This is a genomic window from Kordiimonas lipolytica (assembly GCF_001550065.1).
Map to the genome: position 1 here is coordinate 195394 of NZ_LRUB01000012.1, position 19809 is coordinate 215202.

At 55.4% G+C, this 19809-nt stretch carries 23 protein-coding genes and 1 pseudogene; 3 read left to right on the forward strand and 21 right to left on the reverse strand.

Going from position 1 to position 19809, the window contains the following annotated elements:
- Position 1: 1 nt before the first annotated feature.
- The 13 genes from ccoG to KORM41_RS07040 all read right to left on the reverse strand — a co-directional run bounded on the left by ccoG (position 2) and on the right by KORM41_RS07040 (position 12616).
- Positions 2-1441 (reverse strand): cytochrome c oxidase accessory protein CcoG, encoded by a 1440-nt coding sequence (gene ccoG, locus KORM41_RS06985; RefSeq protein ID WP_082719817.1) that lies wholly within the window; start codon positions 1439-1441, stop codon positions 2-4.
- A gap of 15 nt (positions 1442-1456) precedes the next feature.
- Complete coding sequence (ccoP, locus tag KORM41_RS06990; RefSeq protein WP_068146610.1) at positions 1457-2332, reverse strand: cytochrome-c oxidase, cbb3-type subunit III; 876 nt, start codon at positions 2330-2332, stop codon at positions 1457-1459.
- On the reverse strand, positions 2329-2481 hold the full coding sequence (locus KORM41_RS21535) for a cbb3-type cytochrome oxidase subunit 3 (RefSeq protein WP_082719818.1): 153 nt from the start codon (positions 2479-2481) through the stop codon (positions 2329-2331). Before KORM41_RS21535 ends, ccoP begins: the two co-directional genes overlap by 4 nt.
- Positions 2478-3212 (reverse strand): cytochrome-c oxidase, cbb3-type subunit II, encoded by a 735-nt coding sequence (gene ccoO / locus KORM41_RS06995; protein ID WP_068146613.1) that lies wholly within the window; start codon positions 3210-3212, stop codon positions 2478-2480. Before ccoO ends, KORM41_RS21535 begins: the two co-directional genes overlap by 4 nt.
- Positions 3205-4644 carry a cytochrome-c oxidase, cbb3-type subunit I gene (gene ccoN, locus KORM41_RS07000; protein WP_068146617.1) on the reverse strand — a complete coding sequence of 480 codons (1440 nt, stop codon included), beginning with the start codon at positions 4642-4644 and terminating at the stop codon, positions 3205-3207. Before ccoN ends, ccoO begins: the two co-directional genes overlap by 8 nt.
- Positions 4645-4654: 10 nt before the next feature.
- Positions 4655-5401 (reverse strand): sulfite exporter TauE/SafE family protein, encoded by a 747-nt coding sequence (locus tag KORM41_RS07005; RefSeq protein ID WP_068146620.1) that lies wholly within the window; start codon positions 5399-5401, stop codon positions 4655-4657.
- A gap of 208 nt (positions 5402-5609) precedes the next feature.
- Positions 5610-6275: a ChrR family anti-sigma-E factor gene (locus tag KORM41_RS07010; RefSeq protein WP_068146633.1), complete on the reverse strand. Its 666-nt coding sequence runs from the start codon at positions 6273-6275 to the stop codon at positions 5610-5612.
- Complete coding sequence (locus tag KORM41_RS07015; RefSeq protein ID WP_068146635.1) at positions 6272-6976, reverse strand: sigma-70 family RNA polymerase sigma factor; 705 nt, start codon at positions 6974-6976, stop codon at positions 6272-6274. Before KORM41_RS07015 ends, KORM41_RS07010 begins: the two co-directional genes overlap by 4 nt.
- 136 nt (positions 6977-7112) lie before the next feature.
- On the reverse strand, positions 7113-7325 hold the full coding sequence (locus KORM41_RS07020; protein WP_068146644.1) for a DUF2783 domain-containing protein: 213 nt from the start codon (positions 7323-7325) through the stop codon (positions 7113-7115).
- 1 nt (position 7326) lies between these two features.
- On the reverse strand, positions 7327-8994 hold the full coding sequence (locus KORM41_RS07025) for an FAD-dependent oxidoreductase (RefSeq protein ID WP_068146646.1): 1668 nt from the start codon (positions 8992-8994) through the stop codon (positions 7327-7329).
- Between the two features lie 30 nt (positions 8995-9024).
- Complete coding sequence (locus KORM41_RS07030; RefSeq protein WP_068146648.1) at positions 9025-9984, reverse strand: MBL fold metallo-hydrolase; 960 nt, start codon at positions 9982-9984, stop codon at positions 9025-9027.
- A 95-nt stretch (positions 9985-10079) separates the two neighbouring features.
- The gene (locus KORM41_RS07035) at positions 10080-10934 is read right to left on the reverse strand and encodes a LuxR C-terminal-related transcriptional regulator (RefSeq protein ID WP_068146650.1); all 855 of its coding nucleotides are present in this window, start codon (positions 10932-10934) and stop codon (positions 10080-10082) included.
- Positions 10935-10936: 2 nt separating this feature from the next.
- Positions 10937-12616 (reverse strand): sodium:solute symporter family transporter, encoded by a 1680-nt coding sequence (locus KORM41_RS07040; protein WP_082719819.1) that lies wholly within the window; start codon positions 12614-12616, stop codon positions 10937-10939.
- Positions 12617-12825: 209 nt separating this feature from the next.
- Between KORM41_RS07040 and KORM41_RS07045 the strand changes: the two genes are divergently transcribed.
- On the forward strand, positions 12826-13266 hold the full coding sequence (locus tag KORM41_RS07045; protein WP_068146656.1) for a hypothetical protein: 441 nt from the start codon (positions 12826-12828) through the stop codon (positions 13264-13266).
- Positions 13245-13631 (forward strand): hypothetical protein, encoded by a 387-nt coding sequence (locus KORM41_RS22180; RefSeq protein ID WP_231727184.1) that lies wholly within the window; start codon positions 13245-13247, stop codon positions 13629-13631. Before KORM41_RS07045 ends, KORM41_RS22180 begins: the two co-directional genes overlap by 22 nt.
- Here KORM41_RS22180 and KORM41_RS07050 read toward each other — a convergent pair.
- Both KORM41_RS07050 and KORM41_RS07055 read right to left on the reverse strand, forming a co-directional pair.
- Positions 13597-14049 carry a DUF2384 domain-containing protein gene (locus tag KORM41_RS07050; RefSeq protein ID WP_068146657.1) on the reverse strand — a complete coding sequence of 151 codons (453 nt, stop codon included), beginning with the start codon at positions 14047-14049 and terminating at the stop codon, positions 13597-13599. The genes KORM41_RS22180 and KORM41_RS07050 overlap by 35 nt on opposite strands.
- Positions 14050-14086: 37 nt before the next feature.
- Positions 14087-14986, reverse strand: a complete 900-nt coding sequence (locus KORM41_RS07055) for an IS1595 family transposase (protein WP_231727193.1) — start codon at positions 14984-14986, stop codon at positions 14087-14089.
- A gap of 180 nt (positions 14987-15166) precedes the next feature.
- Between KORM41_RS07055 and KORM41_RS07060 the strand changes: the two genes are divergently transcribed.
- A complete protein-coding gene (locus KORM41_RS07060; protein WP_068146660.1) occupies positions 15167-15436 on the forward strand; it encodes a DUF6471 domain-containing protein in 270 nt (89 codons plus the stop codon).
- Here the strand turns inward: KORM41_RS07060 and KORM41_RS07065 are convergent.
- The 6 genes and pseudogenes from KORM41_RS07065 to tnpA all read right to left on the reverse strand — a co-directional run bounded on the left by KORM41_RS07065 (position 15412) and on the right by tnpA (position 19724).
- Positions 15412-15798, reverse strand: a complete 387-nt coding sequence (locus KORM41_RS07065; RefSeq protein WP_068146664.1) for a helix-turn-helix domain-containing protein — start codon at positions 15796-15798, stop codon at positions 15412-15414. The genes KORM41_RS07060 and KORM41_RS07065 overlap by 25 nt on opposite strands.
- A gap of 308 nt (positions 15799-16106) precedes the next feature.
- The gene (locus KORM41_RS07070) at positions 16107-16667 is read right to left on the reverse strand and encodes a hypothetical protein (protein ID WP_068146667.1); all 561 of its coding nucleotides are present in this window, start codon (positions 16665-16667) and stop codon (positions 16107-16109) included.
- Positions 16668-16946: 279 nt separating this feature from the next.
- Positions 16947-17309, reverse strand: a complete 363-nt coding sequence (locus KORM41_RS07075; RefSeq protein ID WP_068146672.1) for a DUF3024 domain-containing protein — start codon at positions 17307-17309, stop codon at positions 16947-16949.
- Positions 17306-18891 (reverse strand): annotated as a pseudogene (gene tnpC, locus KORM41_RS07080) (IS66 family transposase). The gene KORM41_RS07075 and the pseudogene tnpC overlap by 4 nt, the downstream one beginning before the upstream one ends.
- Before the next feature lie 84 nt (positions 18892-18975).
- The gene (tnpB, locus tag KORM41_RS07085; RefSeq protein ID WP_068146674.1) at positions 18976-19323 is read right to left on the reverse strand and encodes an IS66 family insertion sequence element accessory protein TnpB; all 348 of its coding nucleotides are present in this window, start codon (positions 19321-19323) and stop codon (positions 18976-18978) included.
- Positions 19320-19724 (reverse strand): IS66-like element accessory protein TnpA, encoded by a 405-nt coding sequence (gene tnpA, locus KORM41_RS07090; protein ID WP_197421011.1) that lies wholly within the window; start codon positions 19722-19724, stop codon positions 19320-19322. The genes tnpB and tnpA overlap by 4 nt, the downstream gene beginning before the upstream one ends.
- Positions 19725-19809 lie beyond the last annotated feature (85 nt).

Genomic DNA, 19809 nt, shown 5'->3' on the forward strand with positions numbered 1-19809 from the left:
CCTATTGCCTCCTGCTGGCAAAATGGCTGTCGACAGCAACAGTCTCGCCCGCCTCATTGCCCGTAGCGCCCACTTCTTCAATGATAAATCGGAAGTTCTGTCGAGCGGGTTTTTGTTTCGGTGCCGTTACAAACACACGGAAATGCCCAACACTGTCGGCAAATACATGAAGATTGTCTACCTGTACGTCACCTGCCCCCTGGGCGCGGATAGTCGCGCCTTCAAGGCCTTCGACAGACAGCCGGAAATATTTGTCGTCATATGACTTGTTCAAAATCTTGACGTTATAGCCATTGCGTACAGTGCCATCAGACAGGGGCACAAACAGCGGATTCCGATCATGCAGCACATGTAGGTCAACAGGCGCCCGGTTGATCAGGGAATAAAGCATGACACTCCCAACCACAGCCAGGATAGCCATGTACCAGAAGGTGCGAGGCCGAAGAAGGTGGGTCTGCACTGTCTTTTCAATCAGGCCAGACCGGCGCTGTTCCTGATTGTGGGTGGTGTCATAGCGGATCAGGCCACGTGGCAGGTCAACCTTGTCCATAATGTTGTTGCAGGCATCCACACACAGGCCACAGGCAATACATTCCATCTGCAAACCGTCGCGGATATCGATCCCCATTGGGCAGACCTGCACACAGGCCGTACAGTCGATACAATGACCGCGCCCTTCCCAGCTTTCGCCTTTCTTGTGCTTGCCGCGTTTCTCACCGCGATCCTCGTCATAGGTGATGATCAGCGTATCCTTGTCGAACATGGCCGACTGGAAGCGCGAATAGGGGCACATATACATGCATACCTGCTCGCGGGCGAACCCGGCCATCAGGTATGTGGAAAATGTCAGGGCCATGATCCAGCCCAGGACCGACATGGGCACATCCAGGTGAAGGATATGTTCAAGAAGCGTTGGCGCATCATTGAAATAGAAAACCCAGGCACCGCCCGTCAGCAGCCCGATCAAGAGCCACAGGGAATGGGTAACCAGCATTTTCCAGATCTTGCCCAGGGTCCAGGGCGCCTTTTTGAGTTTCATACGCGCCGCGCGGTCACCCTGTACGATCCGCTCCACCCACACGAACAGGTCGGTCCAGACGGTCTGCGGGCAGGCATAGCCGCACCAGACCCGGCCAAACAGGCTGGTGACAAAAAAGAGCGCCACCGCCGCCAGAATGAGGATGCCCGTCAGGTAATAGACTTCCTGCGGCCATATCTCGATAAAGAAGAAATAGGCACGCCGGGCAGGCATATCGATAAGGATAGCCTGGTCCGGTGCGTGCAGCCCCCTATCCCACCGGAGGAAAGGTGCAAGATAATAGATGGCCAGGGTAATGACCATGACCACCCATTTTACCTTGCGGTATTTTCCCCATACACGCTTTGGGAAGATGCGCTCTTTCTTTTCAAAAAGCTTGATAGGGGCTGCACTGTCACTCATCGGAAGATGCTCCTGTTACTCTTCGCCGCCACCCAGCGAATGCACATAAATGGCAAGCTGCCGGATTGTGCTTTCGTCAAGACGGGCAGCCCATGCAGGCATTACACCATGCTTCGGCCGACGTATCTGTGACATGATGTCCCCCTTGGTGCCGCCATAAAACCAGATGGCGTCTGCAAGGTTCGGCGCACCGAAATCACGGATGCCGGTGCCGTCCATGCCGTGGCATGCCGCGCACTGCTGCTCAAAGAGTTCTTTGCCAGGACCATCATACCCCGACCCCGAAGTGAAGCTCAGCACATAATCGGAGATATCGCTGATTTCCTTGGTGTTCAGCATGTCGCCAAAGGCGGGCATTTCGGAGTAACGGGTTTCGTCGTGCTCGCCGCGAATGCCGACCCGAATGGTTTCATGGATCGTATCCACATCACCACCCCAGAGCCAATCATCGTCCAGAAGGTTCGGATAGCCAGCAGACCCGCTACCGCCAGTCCCGTGACAGGTGGCGCAATTGTCCTTGAAGGCAGATGCGCCGCCAGCAACAGCAAAGGCATAAAGTTCTTCATCATCTCTGATTTCATCAAAAGATGCAGCATTGAAGCGATCCAGATATGCACCACGGCGGGCCACGATCTCTGCCTGGCTTTCTTTCAGCTGTTCATACTGCGTCCAGCCTAACTTGCCCTTTGTGCCACCGCGTTCGCCGTCACCCGACAGGGTTGGCCAAGCTGGGTACACCACCCAGTAACCAATGGCCCAAACGATCGAAATCAGCAGGACAATCAGCCACCAGCGTGGGGCCGGGTTGTTCAGTTCCTTGATGCCATCCCATTCGTGGCCGGTGGTTTCAACACCGGTGAAGTCATCTTTCTCAATGTTGTTGTCGCTCATGCGTCGTCCCCTTCAAGAGGAATGAATCTGTGGTTTTCGATGACCTGCTTCTTGCTTGGACGGAACGCCCAGTAGGCAATCCCGCAAAAAGCAGAAAAGAAGAAAAGGAGCCCGGTCATGCCGGCGTTGTCAGAGACCCAGTCGATCATTCGCCGCTCCTCTTCGTGCCGTCATGGGTATAATCCTTCAGCTCTGCCATCGTTCCAAGCACCTGCAAATAGGCAATCAGGGCATCCAACTCGGTGGTATTGGCGTTGCCATCGAAGTTGCGCATGTTCACCTTGGAATAACGTTCAGCCAAGCCGTCGTGATAGTCACTCTCGTCCTGGGCCTGTGCCATTGCGTCATTATAGGCGTTGGCGATCTGCTCGTCGGTATAAGGCACACCAACCATCCGCAGCGCTTCCAGATCCCTGCCGATATCAGCCAGGTTAACGCCTTTTTTCGCCAAGTGTGCGTATGCGGGCATGATGGATTCTGGCACCACATCCTGCGGACGCGTCATGTGCTGGACGTGCCAGAGATCGGAATATTTGCCGCCCACACGCGCCAGGTCTGGGCCTGTACGCTTGGAGCCCCACTGGAACGGGTGATCGTACATGCTTTCCGCCGCCAGCGAATAGTGGCCGTAGCGCTCTACTTCGTCGCGAAGCGGACGGACCTGCTGGCTATGGCAGTTGTAGCAGCCTTCGCGCAGGTAAACGTTGTAGCCCGCAAGTTCGAGCGGCGTATATGGCCGCACGCCCTTTACCGGTTCAATCGTGGTTTCCATACGGAACAGTGGCACGATCTCGATGATGCCCCCGATGGAGATGGTGATCACAACAAAGATCAGCATCAGGATCGAGTTTTTCTCAAGCGCAGTATGTTTCTTAAGCATGCGCTGCCTCCTCAGACTTCAGGCTGCTTGCAGGAACGGTGTCCCCACGGACAGTTTTGATGAGGTTGTAGACCATGATCAGTGCACCAGTGAGGAACAGGATGCCGCCCAGCGCCCGGATCAGATAAAATGGATGCATCGCCATTACGGTCTCGACGAAGCTGTACTCCAGGAAGCCCATGCTGTCATAGGTCCGCCACATCACGCCCTGCATGATGCCGGACACCCACATGGCCGCGATATAGAGCACGATACCGATGGTGGAGACCCAAAGGTGGGTATTCACCAGCTTGAGCGAGTAGAGCTCTTTCTTGCCCCAAAGCTTTGGCACAAGGTGATAGATCGCACCGAAACTGATGAAGGCCACCCAGCCCAGCGCACCAGAGTGCACGTGACCGATTGTCCAGTCAGTATAGTGGCTGAGCGCGTTGACTTCCTTGATCGACATCAGCGGCCCTTCGAAGGTGCTCATGCCGTAGAAGGCAAGCGAGATGATCATGAACCTGAGGACCGGGTCCTCGCGCAGTTTGTGCCACGCACCAGAGAGCGTCATCATGCCGTTGATCATGCCGCCCCAGGAAGGCATCCACAGCATGATCGAGAAGGTCATGCCAAGGGTCTGCGCCCAATCCGGCAGCGCTGTGTAATGCAAGTGGTGCGGCCCCGCCCAGATATACATGAAGATCAGCGACCAGAAGTGCAGGATGGACAAGCGGTAGCTATAGACCGGACGCCCCGCCCGTTTCGGCACGAAATAATACATGATCCCCAGGAAGCCTGCAGTCAGGAAGAAGCCCACAGCATTGTGGCCATACCACCACTGGATCATTGCGGCCTGTACGCCACCCCACAGCGGATAGGATTTGGCGCCCAGAAGCGATGTCGGGATGGAGATGTTATTCACCAGGTGCAACACGGCAACCGTTACGATGAAAGCCAGGAAGAACCAGTTGGCCACATAGATGTGCGGCTCGCGGCGGTTCTTCAGTGTCATCAGGAACACCACCAGATAGGCCACCCATACAAACGTCAGCCAGAGGTCAGCGTACCATTCCGGTTCGGCATATTCCTTACCCTGTGTCACCCCTGTGACATAGCCAAGCGCCGCGATCACGATAAAGAACTGATAGCCCCAGAAGGTGAACTTGGACCAGCCATCGCCCCAAAGCCGGGTACGGCAGGTGCGCTGCACCGAATAATAGCTCGTGGCAAACAGGACGTTACCGCCAAAGGCGAAGATAACGGCTGATGTGTGAAGCGGACGCAAGCGCCCAAAGGTAAGATATTCACCGAAGTTGAGAGCGGGGAACGCCATCTGGAGTGCGATAAACACCCCGACCAGGAACCCCACCACGCCCCAAAATACCGACGCGATCGTGAAAAGCTTCACGATATCGTCGTTATAGTTCGGTTTTTCTGAAAGCATATTCATGTTTCCATCCTTAAAAAACCATGCTGCTGGCTATGACAAACAAACTGATACTATTAAAGACCATCACACCGCGAACGGCCGTGGCCATGTGACGGGGCCAGCGCTTACGTGCAAACCGTCCCCCTGACCCAATAAGGAAAAGCGCGGGCATGGTGCCCACGCAAAAAGCGCCCATGGCCATCGCGGCCGCAAGCGGTTCGGCAGTTGCTGCAACTGCCGTCAGCGCTGCAGCCAGAAGGCCACAAGGCAAAAATCCAAGAATAACACCGAGCGCATACCGGTGAAAAACCGAAGGCGCTTCAAAGAAAGGCCGGGCGGCGCGCCCAACCATGGCGCCCATGCGCCCAAGAAACCGGCCCAGCACAGGGGGCCACACCCTGGTCTTCATGCCAGGAAAGGCCGCCGCCAGGAACAGAACCGCAGCAAGACAAAGCAAGCTCACGGTAATCGTCCGCTGAACCGGAATCTCAAAGAGATAACCAGACAGGCTGGCGGCCAGCGTGCCGAGAATCATATAGGTGGTCATCCGACCGAGGTGATAGGGGAGCAACAGGCCACCGGCGGCGCGCTTCAGGCGCCTGTCCTGCCCATCGTGCTGGCTGCCCGGCCCCGCAGCACCTACCTGCGCAAGCACAAACGGCCCGCACATGCCGACGCAATGCGTCAGACTGCCCAGAAGCCCGCCCAGAAACAGGGTAACCATAACGCTGCCATGATCTGTTATGGCAGCCTGGCAATATTGGATAAAAAGCTCCACCCGCGTTGCCTTTTGTATTTAACCAAACATGCCGTCAACATACCGATTTCTTCTGTCGGCATATTGACAAATGTCAAATACTGGGAACTCTGCGACAGCATGTCTCACTTTTGCTGCCAGTTACTCGAAGCAAGAGGGTGGGATTATGCCAGCAAGGCGGGAGCGGGGCAAGGAGCCTGCATGCTCCGCCCCGAAATTTCTTTTAGAATCAGAGACCTATAAAAGGCTGAACCATGCGCCCAACAAGGCTGTGCAGCCGGATGGGGGCATCTGTGACCACAAGGCAAATACAGTCTTCACCTTCATCAATCATGGGGCGGTGATCGGTCACGTCACTGTCCGCCAGCTCGAGCAACCCCGGGGCATAGCACTTGTCGCCGACATGATAGCTGCCGCGCAGCACAAGTGTCATCTCCAACCCCTTGTGGTCATGAGCTGGCATCTTGGTGCCGCCCCGGGCGCGCAGGAGCCAGAGTTTTTCACCGTCCGGGCCTTCGGCCAGCTTATGCTGGTACATGCCGGGACCCATCATGCGCCACTTGAGATCGTCAAGCGGCTTGTCCAGGTAGGACCGGAGAGATATCGGCAAGTCCGCATCGGAGGTCAGGCTTACGGCCGAGGCTTGTTCTTCAGCCTCAGAAGGAACATCAATCAGCGACATCAGGTCGTCAAAGGAACTATCGACCCTCACTGACGATGCATCCTGACCATCCAGAAGCGCCCCGCCAACAGCTTCCGCATCGGCAACCCGCGCTTTGAGGCCCGGATGATAAGCCACATGACTGGCCACCAGCAGTGCCCGTTCGTCCGACAAGGCACCCGCCGCATAAGAAACCAACCATTCATCTGGGATAAGCCCGTACTGCTGCGTCATCCCGTTTCTCCTAACTCACTTCGCATGGCGCCGAACGCCAATCTGATTCTTGATTTAACCGTTCCCAGAGGTAGCGACAATTTCTCGGCAATCTGGGAATGGGACAGTTCTTCGAAAAACGACAGGTGGATAACCTCCTGATATTTCGGCTTCAGCCCCGCAATTGCCTTTGAAACCATTTCTGCCGTCTGGTTTTCCATCACAGGCCGATCTGTCTCGTCATCTGCCTGCATATGGTGCAGGTGATCATCGGCATTCACTTCGGGATATTTGGCGCGACGCCGAAAATCGATGAAGGTGTTTCGGGCAATGCGGAACATCCAGGTAGACAGCTTGGCCTTGTCGCTTTGGAATTGGTGTGCCTTGCGCCAGACCTTGATCAGCACCTCCTGCATCAGGTCTTCTGCAACCTCCGCAGTCACGCCCATCGACATCAGATGCGCCTTCAGGCGCGGCGCATAATAGGTGAACAAGACCTTGAAAGCAGCCTTGTCCCGATGCTCTGCAACCCGGGCCATCAACTGCTCGTGCGGCAGGCTTTCCATATCTGTTTCAGTACTGATATCCACCACCCCTGTTGAGCGTGGACGACCAGCATCAGCCCCATGCTCACGGTTATATTTCCCAACCATCATCGGGAACATTAACGCGAGAATCGGGTTGTGACCAGCCTCGTCAATATATTGCGCCTGTGCTTTCATGCTTGTGTTACGCACCCTGGCCAAGACCGGATCACACAAGCGCAACGAGAAAAGAAAATCGGCCCCAAAATGCTAAACGCCCCACCATACGGCAGGGCGTTCGCTCTGTTTCCAATTTGGGCCAGAAGGGCTAACTTCAGGAGTGAGCTTCACCCAATGTATTGGCACGAACAATAGCCGCGGCCTCTGCCAATACCGCCGGGTCGCCAATATGATTCGCGAGCAACAGTATGAGCTTTGCATTCGCTTTCTCGCTTTGCTCGTCGCTCATATCGCGGTGCATGTCCGTCAGGGCCTGATACACATCGTCATGCTCTTTCAGGTTCTGCGTAAGGTTCAGTGACGCCATATCAACTCTCTCCCAAATTCGCGGTTGCCAGGTCGCGCGCCCGCCGGATCTTGCCAGCGTCCAGCTGCTTCCACCTGGCAGTGACATATTGGTCAGGCCGGAAAAGATAGGTGCTACCCTCTTCTGCCCCGAGCCGAGCGGCCAACAGCCCCGTGTCGTCATTAAGCACGGGGAAATCTTCATCTTCGCCGGTGCCTACCAGCAGCACTTCTACCGGGATAGTCTCATCCGAAAGCGCCTTCAGGCTTGCCCGCACCTGTGGATCGAGCCCAGCCTGGCCGGTAAAGATAACGGCCTTGAACTGCCAACCGAGTTGGTTGATGAACCACCCTGGTTCGCCGTCCACCACAATCGGCGCATCTATGGAGTTGGTTCCCGGCGTCACGCCACCGGCCCATGCGTCCTCGTCCGGCGTATTCAGGCAGGACTGCGGGTAAGGCACTGGCATGGACAGCCTGCCTGAGTTCACAAAGCCCCGCACACAGGGCTGGTCTTTTGCAAGCTCAAGCGTTGCATCCCGGAAAACCATGGATGCCCTGCTTTTCGGCGTGATGAAATCCGTTGAGCGGGTGGAATTGAGGATGTTGATTTCGGCTGCCAGCGTACGCTCTTCATCATAGCTTCGGATCAGGCCTTCCCCGGCCTTGCCACGCAGGACAAGGTCCAGCTTCCAGGCCAGGTTGTCGGCGTCCTGGAAGCCTGTGTTGGCACCACGCGCCCCAAAGGGAGATACCAGGTGCGCTGAATCGCCGGCAAAAACCACATGGCCATGGACCATGTTTTTCACCTGCCGACAATTGAAGGTGTAGACAGAAATCCATTCATATTCGAACTCGATATCGTCGCCCAGCATCGCCTTGATCCGCGGCGTGACATTTTCGGGTTTGACGATTTCCTCGCGATCGATATCCCACCCCACCTGAAAGTCGATCCGCCAGACATCATCCGGCTGCTTGTGCAACAGCACCGACTGGCCGGGGTTGAAAGGCGGGTCGAACCAGAAGTGCCGTTCGGTTGGCCGCTCCGCCTTGAACTTGACGTCCGCGATCAGGAAATTGTCCCTGAAGGTCTGCCCTAGGAATTCCATGCCCAGCATTTTCCGCGTTGGGCTGTGGGCGCCGTCGCAGGCAACCAACCATTTGGCCGCCAACCTGTAGCCCCCTTCTGGGGTCTCAACCTGGACTTCCACGCCATCCGGGCCGTCAGTAATGCCGGTAACTTCATTGCCCCACCTGATATCCACATTATCCAGCTTCTCAAGCGCTGCAATGTTGAACTCTTCATTGTAATATTGCTGGATGTTGATCATCCCGGGGAATTTCTGGTCTTTCTCCGGCAGCAGATCGAAGCTGTAAACCGGCTCTGGGTCATCCTTGAAAAACACCCTGCCGATGTTCCAGCTGACTCCTTTTTCCACCATGGCTTCACCAAAACCCAGGCGGTCCATGATCTCAAGCGGTCTTTTGGCGTAGCAGATGGCCCGCGAGCCATCTGAAAGCTGTGTCCCCCGGTCAACAACCACAACGCGGTGCCCCCGAAGTCCAAGATCAAGCGCGGTCGCCAAGCCAATCGGCCCGGCACCAACCACCAGAATGGCCGTGGTTTCAGTTTCACCGCTTTTCACACTTGCAGGAACTTTGGCCGGGAATGAAGGGGGTACATATGGCATCAGATTGTCCTTACCGGGAAAACCCTGTTGTTAGTCCTGCAATTGAGCCCAGACCTCGCGGTCCCGCTCTGCCGTCCAGATGCGGGGCCAGTCGGTACCTTCGAACTCATCCCACAGGCGCTGTACGTTAAACGGCAGGCAGTGCTCGAAGATCGGCCAGGCGCCGAACTTAGGCTCAAGCGCTTTATGGGCCGCCTCAAAGGCATCCTTCAGCGTACCACCGTTCTTGTGGGCGCCGCCCACTTCGCGGATCATGGTCTTGAGGAACTCGCGCGTTTGTTCGATCGCCGCATCGACTTTGTCGCGGCCGTGCGCCACAGCCCCACGGCCACCGATCAGCGCTTCCGCGCCGTAAGCCTTGACCTTGTCTAGCGTGTCAGAGGACCAGTCCATATGGAAGGCGTCACCGGTGTAGAGCGCCGCTTCCGCTTCCACCAGGTCACCTGCAAACAGGATTTTCTGCTTTGGCAGCCAGGCGACAATGTCACCGGCTGTATGGCCACGGCCGCAGTGCTCAAGCACAAGGGTGCCGCGGTCACCGCCCAGTTCAATCTCAAGCCGGTCATTGAAGGTGATGTCAGGATACGTAAGGCCCGGAATGGAATCAGGCTCCTTGAACAGCCGTGGCATACGGCCAAACTCGCTGTCCCAATCTTCCTTGCCGCGTTCATTGATCAGAAAGGCCGTTTTTTCATGGGCGATAATGGTTTCCGCCTCAAATGCAGACGCCCCCAGAACGCGCACCGCGTGATAATGGGACAGCACAAGATATTTAACGGGTTTCTGGGTATGCTCGCGCAGCTTCTTCAGCCATTCGCCAGCCGCAACAGGTGTCGCCCGGGCCTCAAACGCGACGAGGAAATCCTCCCCTTCAATGGCCCCGATGTTCGGGTCGCCTTCCGCTGTCAGTGCATAGACACCGTCGGCCAGCACCTCAAGTGTCTCAACTTTTTCACCTAAATCCGCCGATGAAGCAAAAGCCTTCGCCATGCTTGTCTCCTGTAGTTTTGCTTTAATCAGTTATAATCGAATTCTAATGTGCTGCCTGTCCCTTCGCCATGGGACAAACAGCTGCAACCGACGCCTTATGAGGCGCGCCTGTTCCTGAGGCACAGCGAAAACAGCTCATTCTGTGACGAGATATTCAGCTTCGCATAGGCCCTTTTCCGGTAGGTTGCGACACTTGTGGGCGCGATATCAAGGTCCAGGCCGATCCCGGCCGTGGTAAAGCCCAGAAGAATGCGTTCGCACACCTGTTTTTCCCGCTCGGTCAACACGTCAAAGGCCGCAACGTCAGACGACACCATATTATGCACTATGCTTTTGCGAATGATGTTTTCGCTGCCGTTATCCTGGAATACAAGACCCCGCGCCTTTGAGAGCTCATAATGCTTGGCGACAAGGGCCGTCACCAACGGCATGACCGCACAGAGGGCATCCCATTCATCGTCGGTGTATGTGTCTGAGCCCGCCAGACGGTAGAAATTGCAGTAAACCTTGCCGTCTTCCACCTTGCCCACAGCCGCGGCTTTGTCGATCAGGCCGCTACTATCGAAGAAATGGTTCTTGTAGGCCGGATCATAGCCCTGGCTCATGCCCTGACGGCGCTCCAGCGTATGGTATCTTTTATTCTCCAGCTTCTGGATGTCCTGATAGTTCGGGTCTTCCGTGTGAAACTTTTCGACATAGGCGCGCGCCAGCTGCTCGGCGGCATCTGCTGGCATTCTGCTGTGGGTGAACAGATGACCTGCCTCACCGCTGTTGGTGTAGGTAAAGACTACGCAGTGATCCACGGGCACGACAGCTGACAGGAAGTCGATCATGCGGCCTTCGAAAATCTCCTCCCCCACGGCGCGGGTAAGCTTGGCCACCTCAGCCAGCAGGTCGGCAGTGGCCGGGCAGTTTTTCACAAGGTTCGCAAAGTCTGTTCGTGTAGTCACATCTAATGTCCTGAAGGTTTGGCGATATCGGCCCCCAATTCAGATTCGAGCAATTGGCGGTCAAATGTTTCCCTATCCGCACGGGCCTGACCGGACCGATCAAAGTAGGAAATAACCATGACCAGAAGGAACGTGATCGGCATGCTTATGACCGTCGGATAGGTGTAAGGGAAGAGCGCTTCTTCATATCCAAGAGCCGCCACCATCACACCGGGGCTGGCCACAATCAGCCCCACGCAAAGCGCAAGCCCCAGATACCCGCCCCAAACAACACCGCGGGTTGTCAGGCCTTTCCAGTAGAGCGCCAGAAGAATGATCGGGCAGTTCACACTTGCCCCGATGGCCAGCGCGAGAGCTGCTGTCACGGCGACATTCTCGCCCTCGAAAGCGAGCCCCAGGCAAATGGCCAGTACGCCGATGGAAATGGTTGCTGCGCGTGTCACATAGACTTCGCGCTCATCAGACAGTTTACCGTCTGAGAAAACCTGAGAATAAAGGTCATGCGCCACAGTCGCCGCGCCTGAAAGCGTGAGGCCAGCGACAACAGCAAGTATGGTCGCGAAACAAACCGCTGCCATGAAGCCATAGACAATATCGCCGCCTGCAATGCGGGAAAGATGGATGGCCACCATGTTGGCGCCACCTATGAGCGACCCGTCTTCTCCAAAAATGGCTGGGTCAGTTGCAAGCAGGAAAACAGCACCAAGGCCGATGATGAGAATTAGGATATAGAAATATCCCATGATGGATGTGGCATAAAAGACCGATTGCCGCGCGTCGGCTGCATCTTTCACGGTGAAGAAGCGCATCAGGATATGCGGTAGGCCCATGACCCCAAAAGCCATGGTCATGGCAACGGTGGCCACAGCGACGGGGTCGCCACCAAACCAGCCTGTGGTGCCCAGTATCCGCTCGCCAAGCGGACTGATTTCCGCCGCCTGTGTCATCACACTATCCAGGGAAAAGCCTGTAGTCTTCATAATGGCATACGTCAGATATGTGCCGCCCAACAGCAAAAGGCTGGCCTTGATGATCTGCACCCAGGTTGTTGCGACCATACCGCCAAAGGCCACATAGATTGTCATCAGGAGGCCGACAATCAGCACGGCCCACATATAGTCAATGCCGAACAGGACCTGAATGAGCGTGCCCGCGCCCACCATTTGCGCGATCATGTAAAAGATCACGATACAGAGCGAAATACAGGACGCCATGACCCGAACCGGCTTTTCCTCCAGCCTATTGGAAAGAACATCAATGAAAGTGATGCTGCCCAGGTTCCGGAAGCGTTCCGCAACGATCATCAGAATGAGCGGCCAGCCCACCATAATCCCAACGCCAAGAACAAAAGCATCCTGCCCACGGAAATAAATAGCGCCCGTGATGCCGAGGAACGTGGCTGCCGACATGAAGTCACCAGCAATGGCCATGCCGTTCTGCCATGGCTTCAAGCCACCGCCAGCCACCAGGAAATCCCGTCGGGAATGGACCCGCTTGGCGGCCCACCAGGTAATCAACAATGTTGTAATAACAAAACAAATGAACGTAGCGACAGCGGTAATATTGAGGGACTGGCCCTGGCCCGCCGACGAAGCGTATGCGCCAGAAGTGGCCGCTTGCACTGCGGAAAAAATCAGAAAAGAAGCTAACGCCTTTAAACTTGAAAGAATATTCTTACTCATCAGGCTCCCCCCGCTTGATATGTTCAACATGGGGATCAAGGTGATGTCGGCACCACCAAGTGTATAGTCCTGAAACAGCTACGCCGAGTATGACCATAATCACCGAAACAAGAAACACCGGTATGGTGGCGCAGATGCACCCATCAAACTGATGCTCCAATATTGAGGCTCTAGTAGACTGCCTTCAGATGCAATGTCTGGAGGAATGTATGACTTCCTATACTGTTACGTCGCTGGTGGATCGGCGACGGGAAATTATGCGAGAGCAAGCTTGGCTTCATCGTGAAATCAAAGCCACCGAAGAGGCAATAGTTCACATTGATGCAGTCATCCGGCTTTATGATCCAGGCTACGACTTCTCGCAGCTGAAGGCAAAGAGGCCAGTTACCGAGGATGATGTCTTCCGGCCAGGTGAAGTGCCGCTGCTGGCTCTGGATTTCTTACGCAACGCCTCAGAAGCAGTTTCAACAATAGACCTAGCCAAACATCTGTTGGAGCTGAAAGGATCTCCCCGGCTTTCGCCAAAGCGCTTCCAGTCTCTGTCGGCCAAGATACATGCGGCATTGCAGACGCAATTTCGCAGGGGAATTGTTGAAAAGGCAGGCCAGAGCCGCACACGGTCTATTTTATGGAAAATCAAGCGTCAGTAGATTGGATCGCGTCGCTATACTCAAAGCGCGCTGAGCTGGAAAACAGGCTGTCATACCTTAAAAGCCTGGTGGTGGAATCTGAGTGCGTCCCTGAGCCACCCAATCGCCGCCCAGAAGGCGAATTCAGGTACCTTGAACTGCCTGTCAAACTGGACAGTGTCATGCGCGAGCGTGCAGGCCCAATCTCTACGACTGAGCTTACGAACCTTTTGGTGTCCGATCGGAAGGTTGATGAACAGACGTGGATGCTGACGAACCGGAATGTATCGAGACTTCTGAACTCAAGGGTGAAGATGGGAATGGTTCGAAAACTGGGGCGCGTACAGGGAGCTAATGGAGCTCTTTTGTGGGAATGGATTGAGTAGGGCAATGAAATGCCTTGATCTCCGCGAGCGTCATGCTCTTGCCGCCACTGATCCAGTGGTTCAGATAGAGACGAACATCATGCATGCCCTCTTGGCCATTCCGAAGCATGTGTTCAAGTGGCGAAATATCCTCAAAGCCCGAGTTTGAGCGGGATACCCAGCCATAGTAATTATTTGGGTTTGTGAAAATGGTACGCAGGTCGGTGTGAGTTCCCAGCATGTAGGAAACCCGCATGAGGGTGTCGTTTGATATTTCGCCAACGTCGCCCGCTCGCCACGCTTCAAATTGCTCTGCATCGGCTTGGCCCAGAAGGGTCATAAGGGTGGCATCAGAGATGTTCCATTTCTCGGCAAGCCGGAAGCACATTTTAATGCCCACCTTGTTCCGGTGAAATTTGTCTTTAGGCTTCTTGCTCATAGAAATTCCTCGATGCAGCTTTCAAAATTCAGATTAGCTATACCGCTCGTTTCTGCCAATAACCGATCCAGGTGCGGCTTGCAGGCGTTGCAAGCGCCATTTCCGTGACCTCAGAGAAGACAGTTCCATTGTCCACCCGTTTGCGATCAGAACGGTACGCAATCTCACTAGCGTATTGGCTCAAATAGCGGTTAGAAATCCGGTGATACTGGCCAATCTCTGCACGGCGCATGCGGGCATGGAAGCTTTCGGCCTGGTTGGTGCAAGCAATGCCATCTGAATACGACCAGCGGTGATTGATCCGATAAACTTCATAGCGGGCATGCAGCACATCATAGGCCCCATGCTCGTCGGCAAAGACAACACTGTCTTGAGCGATGTGCTTGCGGGCAATATCCAGCACGTCATCCGTGTTTTCGGAAGGGATAACTTTGGTAACTGTTGCCCCCCCGCGTTGCACAAGGGTCAGCACACATTTCTTGCGACGCTTTTTCGAAGGCTTACGGCCTTCACGTCCGCCGTTTGATGGACGAACATGGCCACCATAATAAGCACCATCAATCTCAACTTCACCGGACAAAGTAATATCAGACCGCGTGCCATCGATGGCTTCCCTAAGTTTATGCAGCAGCACGAAGGCGGCTTTATAGGAAATGTCCACATCGCGAGAAACCTGCAGTGCTGAAATACCCTTCACCGCGTTCACAAACAGAGCAATGACAGCAAGATAATCGCGAAGCTCAAGTTTGGCGCTGTGAAAGATCGTGCCGCTGGTGATGGAGAACTGTTTACGGCAGGCCGCGCATTTGAACCGGCGGCGGGTTTTAATGAGATAGCATTTATCGTGACCACAATGAGGGCACACCGCTTCGCCTTCGGTGTCTGGCCAGCGAAGCATAGCGAAAGTGGCGAAGGCTTCATCTTCGCTCATACGCATCACTTCCTTTACAGAAAGAGTGCGGGCTTTCGCGCTTTTTAGGAAGTGCTGTGGCACTGGCCTGTTGTCCCTAGCGTCATCATTATTGATGACCCCAACATACCGCTTCAAAACAGGGCTTGCAAGCGAAAATGTCATCAAATATGGTGACGTTTGTTTTTGCATTGTATGGAGCCTTCTATGGGGGACTTAACGGACGAACAATGGCGGGAAGCATTACGTCTTTGGCTGAAAGCGAAGCTGGCAGAGAAGGGAATGGGGCTTCCTGAGCTGGCAAAGCGACTGGCTGACATGGGTGTTGAACTGGATCGGCGGACCCTTTCAAACAAGTTGAACCGGGTATCCTTTACCGCTGCGTTCTTCTTGCAGGTACTTGAGGCACTGGGCGAAGAAGGTTGCGAGCTCAAGGATATCGCGACTTACCTTCAGTCGTCAGAGTCCAGGAGTTGATACCGTTGTCCGTTCGCCTTTACCAACCCGCGCTTCATTAGCCTTTCCAGCACATCTTTGACCGTGGGCCTGAGCAAATCATGCCCTCTGGCACGCGCCCATTTTATTATGCTGGTAACTGACATCGAACCGTTAGCTTTCAAAGCTTCGATAACAGGCCCTTGGGTTGGCTGCTTTTTGATGCGATATGCTGTGCTGGGTCGAGAACCAGAATTGTCATTGGAGACAAAAGCGTCGCCATCCAGGGCAGCCGCAGCAGCGAAAAGACCGTCGGAAAGACCATTGGCATAACTAGAGGCGTTTTGGGCCTCTTGAGCCATTTCCAGAAGTACAGCGGCGAGCTGCTTTGGATCAATTGTCATTTGAACGCCCCCTTCGTTTTCGCTCGTCACGAATAGCTCTGGATACAGTCCATTGCATGACGCCAAAAAGGTGGGCGATTTCTTTTTGTTTAAGGCCTTCTTCGGTATGCAACCGATACATTTCGGCCTTTTCTGGGGGCGAGACTGAGGGTTTGGGCGGCATTGATGATCAGCTCCCATGATCTGCATAATTGAATCATTGAAATAGCAGACAATATATGGAAGCTTCGTGCACCTGAGGGTTGGTTGAAGCTTTCATGCATAACCTGCCTATGCCACCTAAGGCGTTGCTGCGCCTTAGGTGGTTTTTATTTTCCGGCTACGTTCTTCAAATTCACTACATTGCTTTCCTCGCGGTACCAGAGGTCTTTGGTTGAAGTCTTATGTCGTGTGGCGGCACCCTTCTCTTCCAATTTCGTGAGCTGCAGGTAGACAGCTTGTTGAGATGGATGAATGCCATGTTTAGCACAGCGCTCGGCCAATTCAGCAGTGGTTGTCGCCTCAGATGGAGTCGTCGGGAGTAGCTTCGGAAGTATCTGCCACTCTTCTGTTGAAATGCGGTTCCGCCTGGTGCTTGAATCGGATTTCTTGGCTTTTGTTGAAGCAGCTTTTTTCTTCTGCTTAGGCGCAGGCCGTTTTGATTTCTCGGCGGGCTTTGACGCGGCTTCTTTAGCAATAGCCTGGTCGTATTGTTTGACGGTCTTTTCGAGGTAGGCGTATTCCACTCGCAACTTATCCTTTTGGGACACAAGGCCATCCTTAGTCGCCAAGATTTCACTCAAACGCTTGTCAACGGCACCAATCTGCTGGTCCATCAAACTCATTTGATGATTCAAGATTCTCATCTGTTCTAATACGAACTCTCTCATTGATCTGGGAGGCTCCTTAGTTAACGATTGATCGTATAAAACACAGAAAGTTATGAGTGAGGAACCCCCTATTTTATGCAGAACGGAGGCTCGCTCGCTGATCTAAATTGGCATAAAACATATGTTTTTCCTATTGTAAGCCTGAAATCCCTTGAGCCTCATTACTCCGGGCCTAATCCCGATATACAATTTTGAGTGAGGCCGGATCGCCGTAAGCGGTGATTTTCCCCCACGTCTATATGGGAGCCAGTGACGCTGCTCTCAATCGGGCTATTGTGTTCACACCGGGTGGAGGAACTCGTTGGTTTCAATGGCCTTGAGGGCGGCTTTGAGCGATAAGCCCTGGTGGACAGGGAACCATTGGCCGGTATGGCGATGCCATTGGACATCGAACCTGTTTTGGCCGATCCAGTCGATGCGAACGAAGGGTGCATCGAACTCCTCACCGAGGTTCTCAGGAAAGCCCGACCGGTAGCGTTGCAGGAAGCGATACTTGCTGCCATGCCATTTCCCCTGGATATCGACGGGGTAATTGAAGGGTGTCTGATTGACGACCGGCAGGAAGCGCAGCTTTAGGACGGTGTCGATAAAGGTCTGGCATGTCGCGGTAATAGTGGCCTTTTCATTGGCTGACAATGTCATGGGGCACCCTCTGTTGTCGCAACTTTCCTGTTCCAGGGCAGCAGACCTTCGATGTCGGCCTGCCTGTGGCCGGTGACGATAGCCGAGAATGTCTGAGTGAGCCAAGCCTGGGGATCGACGGCATTAAGTTTGCAGGTCTCAATCAGTGACGCGATGACAGCCCAGTTCTGGGCGCCGACATCATGACCGGCGAAGAGGGCATTCTTCCGGTTCAGGGCAATTGGCCGGATCGTGCGTTCGACGGTGTTGTTATCGATCTCAACGCGCCCGTCTGTCAGATACAGGCTCAGCCCGTCCCAGTGCTTGGTGATATAGCCCAGTGCCTGTCCGAGCGGGGATTTGCCCAGCACCCGCGCCTGGCTTTGGTCAAGCCATATCTTGAAGGCGTCCATCAGCGGTGCGGCACGCTCTTGTCTGACCGCGAGGCGCACGTCAGCACTCTGGCCCCGGATGTCGGCCTCAATTCGGTAGAGGACGGCGATGCGCTTCAGGCCCTCTTCAGCGATCGGGGCAACATTGTTCTTTGCCACATCCATCAGCTTGCGGCGGGCATGAGCCCAGCAATAGGCGAGGTTGAGCGGCGCCTCCGCCCGTCTAGCAAGGCGGTTATAGCCAGCATACCCGTCCACTTGCAGTGTCCCCCTGAAGCCTGAGAGCATATCCTCACCATGCTGGCCACTTCTGCCCGGTGCATAAGAAAGGCCACCCCGGGTGGACCCTCGCCATTCCATGGCCGGTCGTCGCGCGCCAGCGCCCATAGATAGCCGGTTTTGGTCTTGCGCCGCCCGGGGTCCAGGACGGGCACCGGCGTCTCGTCCATGAAGAGTTTCGATGATCGCTTGAGCTGATTGAGCAGGCAGTCATACACGGGCCTGAGCTCAAACGCTGCCCGCCCGACCCAGCCAGCGAGTGTCGACCGGTCGAGCTTGATGCCCTGCCGGGCATAAATCTGGCTCTGGCGATAGAGCGGGAGATGATCGGCGTATTTGGAGATCAGAACCTGGGCCACTGTGGCTTCCGTCGGTAAGCCCCCTGGGATCAGGCGGCCTGGCGCAGGCGCCTGGACGATACCATCCTCACACGTCCGGCAAGCATAGCGGGGGCGGCGGGTGACGATCACCCGGAACTGGGCCGGGATGATATCCAGCCGTTCCGACACATCCTCGCCAATCGCATGCATGTGGCAGCCACAGGCACAGAGAGTGCTCTCGGGTTCGATGACCTCATCAATACGTGGAAGGTGCTGCGGCAGACTGGCGCGCTCACTCTTCGGCTGGCGAACCTTCTCCACAGCCTGGGCGGCGGTCTTGTCTTCGGTGGCGATGGCGACAATCCCAACCTCGATATCCTCAAGCGCCAGGTCATATTGATCCGGATCGAGCTTCTCGGAACGCCGCCCGAACATGGCTGCCCGGAACGCCTTCACCAGCGCCTCAAGCCGGGTGATGCAATCCTCCTTGGCGGAGATCACGCCTTCCTTCTGGATGATCACAGCTTCCTTCGCGGCAAGCTCTGCTGCCTGGGCGATAATCATCGCCTTCAGGGCTTCGGTATCATCGGGAAGGTCGGTCTCTTTGAACATGATCAGACCATAGCAAAACAGCGGCCCGAGCGGCAGGATTATTGTTTCCCTGAGTCACTCTGCCGCAGCTATCCAGAGACTTTGTCAGACCTTCGGTGTCCTCGCCCGGAGCGGCGTCACCCGCCGCCAGTCGAGACCGGCGAACAAAGCCTCAAACTGGGCATGGCTCAGCGTCATCATGCCCTCGTGCACCTCGGGCCAGGTGAAGCTGTGCTCTTCCAGCCGCTTGTAGGCCAGCACCAGACCGCTGCCGTCCCAATAGAGAAGCTTCAACCGGTCGGCCCGCTTCGCCCTGAACACAAACACCGTGCCCGTGAAAGGATCCTTCCTGAGCTCAGACTGGACCAGCGACGCCAATCCGTCGTGGCCCTTGCGGAAGTCCACCGGCTTCGTCGCTACCAGGATACGCACCCGATTGGATGGGAAGATCATGCCCCAAGAGCTCCGAGCGCCTTGGCGATCTCGGCAATCCGCGCCGCTGGCGTTGCACCGTCAAGCCGTACCGTAACACCGCCCGAGATGACATCGACCGTGCCAGCCAGGATGGGCGCAGACCCCGACCGGGACGGCGCATCGTCCTCCACACAGACAGGAGCAAAGAAGCCGACCTCGTCATCCTCCGGCAGCACCAGCTTGCCCTGTCGCGCCAGGCGTCGCCAGGTCGACAGATGGTTGGGACGAAGGTCATACCGCCGAGCAACACCATCTACCGTCGCGCCCGCCCTCAACGTCTCCGCTACAATCCGCGCCTTCACCTCATCAGGCCATCGCCGCTGACCCTTCGGCGTCATGACAATCTGCGAAACGACATCACTCTCACGCTGTAGCTCCATATGGCCTCCCATGGACAAAATCACTCCCTGCACCTTGTGGCAGATCATGAACTCATACGGAACGTGGGGGAAAATCACCGCTTAC

Bases quoted from the DNA above. Each gene is read 5' to 3' on its own strand.
- ccoG (WP_082719817.1), bottom strand. From the start codon at position 1,441: ATGAGTGACAGTGCAGCCCCTATCAAGCTTTTTGAAAAGAAAGAGCGC.
- ccoP (WP_068146610.1), bottom strand. From the start codon at position 2,332: ATGAGCGACAACAACATTGAGAAAGATGACTTCACCGGTGTTGAAACC.
- KORM41_RS21535 (WP_082719818.1), bottom strand. From the start codon at position 2,481: ATGATCGACTGGGTCTCTGACAACGCCGGCATGACCGGGCTCCTTTTC.
- ccoO (WP_068146613.1), bottom strand. From the start codon at position 3,212: ATGCTTAAGAAACATACTGCGCTTGAGAAAAACTCGATCCTGATGCTG.
- ccoN (WP_068146617.1), bottom strand. From the start codon at position 4,644: ATGAATATGCTTTCAGAAAAACCGAACTATAACGACGATATCGTGAAG.
- KORM41_RS07010 (WP_068146633.1), bottom strand. From the start codon at position 6,275: ATGACGCAGCAGTACGGGCTTATCCCAGATGAATGGTTGGTTTCTTAT.
- KORM41_RS07015 (WP_068146635.1), bottom strand. From the start codon at position 6,976: ATGAAAGCACAGGCGCAATATATTGACGAGGCTGGTCACAACCCGATT.
- KORM41_RS07020 (WP_068146644.1), bottom strand. From the start codon at position 7,325: ATGGCGTCACTGAACCTTACGCAGAACCTGAAAGAGCATGACGATGTG.
- KORM41_RS07025 (WP_068146646.1), bottom strand. From the start codon at position 8,994: ATGCCATATGTACCCCCTTCATTCCCGGCCAAAGTTCCTGCAAGTGTG.
- KORM41_RS07030 (WP_068146648.1), bottom strand. From the start codon at position 9,984: ATGGCGAAGGCTTTTGCTTCATCGGCGGATTTAGGTGAAAAAGTTGAG.
- KORM41_RS07040 (WP_082719819.1), bottom strand. From the start codon at position 12,616: ATGAGTAAGAATATTCTTTCAAGTTTAAAGGCGTTAGCTTCTTTTCTG.
- KORM41_RS07045 (WP_068146656.1), top strand. From the start codon at position 12,826: ATGACTTCCTATACTGTTACGTCGCTGGTGGATCGGCGACGGGAAATT.
- KORM41_RS22180 (WP_231727184.1), top strand. From the start codon at position 13,245: ATGGAAAATCAAGCGTCAGTAGATTGGATCGCGTCGCTATACTCAAAG.
- KORM41_RS07050 (WP_068146657.1), bottom strand. From the start codon at position 14,049: ATGAGCAAGAAGCCTAAAGACAAATTTCACCGGAACAAGGTGGGCATT.
- KORM41_RS07055 (WP_231727193.1), bottom strand. From the start codon at position 14,986: ATGCGTATGAGCGAAGATGAAGCCTTCGCCACTTTCGCTATGCTTCGC.
- KORM41_RS07060 (WP_068146660.1), top strand. From the start codon at position 15,167: ATGGGGGACTTAACGGACGAACAATGGCGGGAAGCATTACGTCTTTGG.
- KORM41_RS07065 (WP_068146664.1), bottom strand. From the start codon at position 15,798: ATGACAATTGATCCAAAGCAGCTCGCCGCTGTACTTCTGGAAATGGCT.
- KORM41_RS07070 (WP_068146667.1), bottom strand. From the start codon at position 16,667: ATGAGAGAGTTCGTATTAGAACAGATGAGAATCTTGAATCATCAAATG.
- KORM41_RS07075 (WP_068146672.1), bottom strand. From the start codon at position 17,309: ATGACATTGTCAGCCAATGAAAAGGCCACTATTACCGCGACATGCCAG.
- tnpB (WP_068146674.1), bottom strand. From the start codon at position 19,323: ATGATCTTCCCATCCAATCGGGTGCGTATCCTGGTAGCGACGAAGCCG.
- tnpA (WP_197421011.1), bottom strand. From the start codon at position 19,724: ATGGAGCTACAGCGTGAGAGTGATGTCGTTTCGCAGATTGTCATGACG.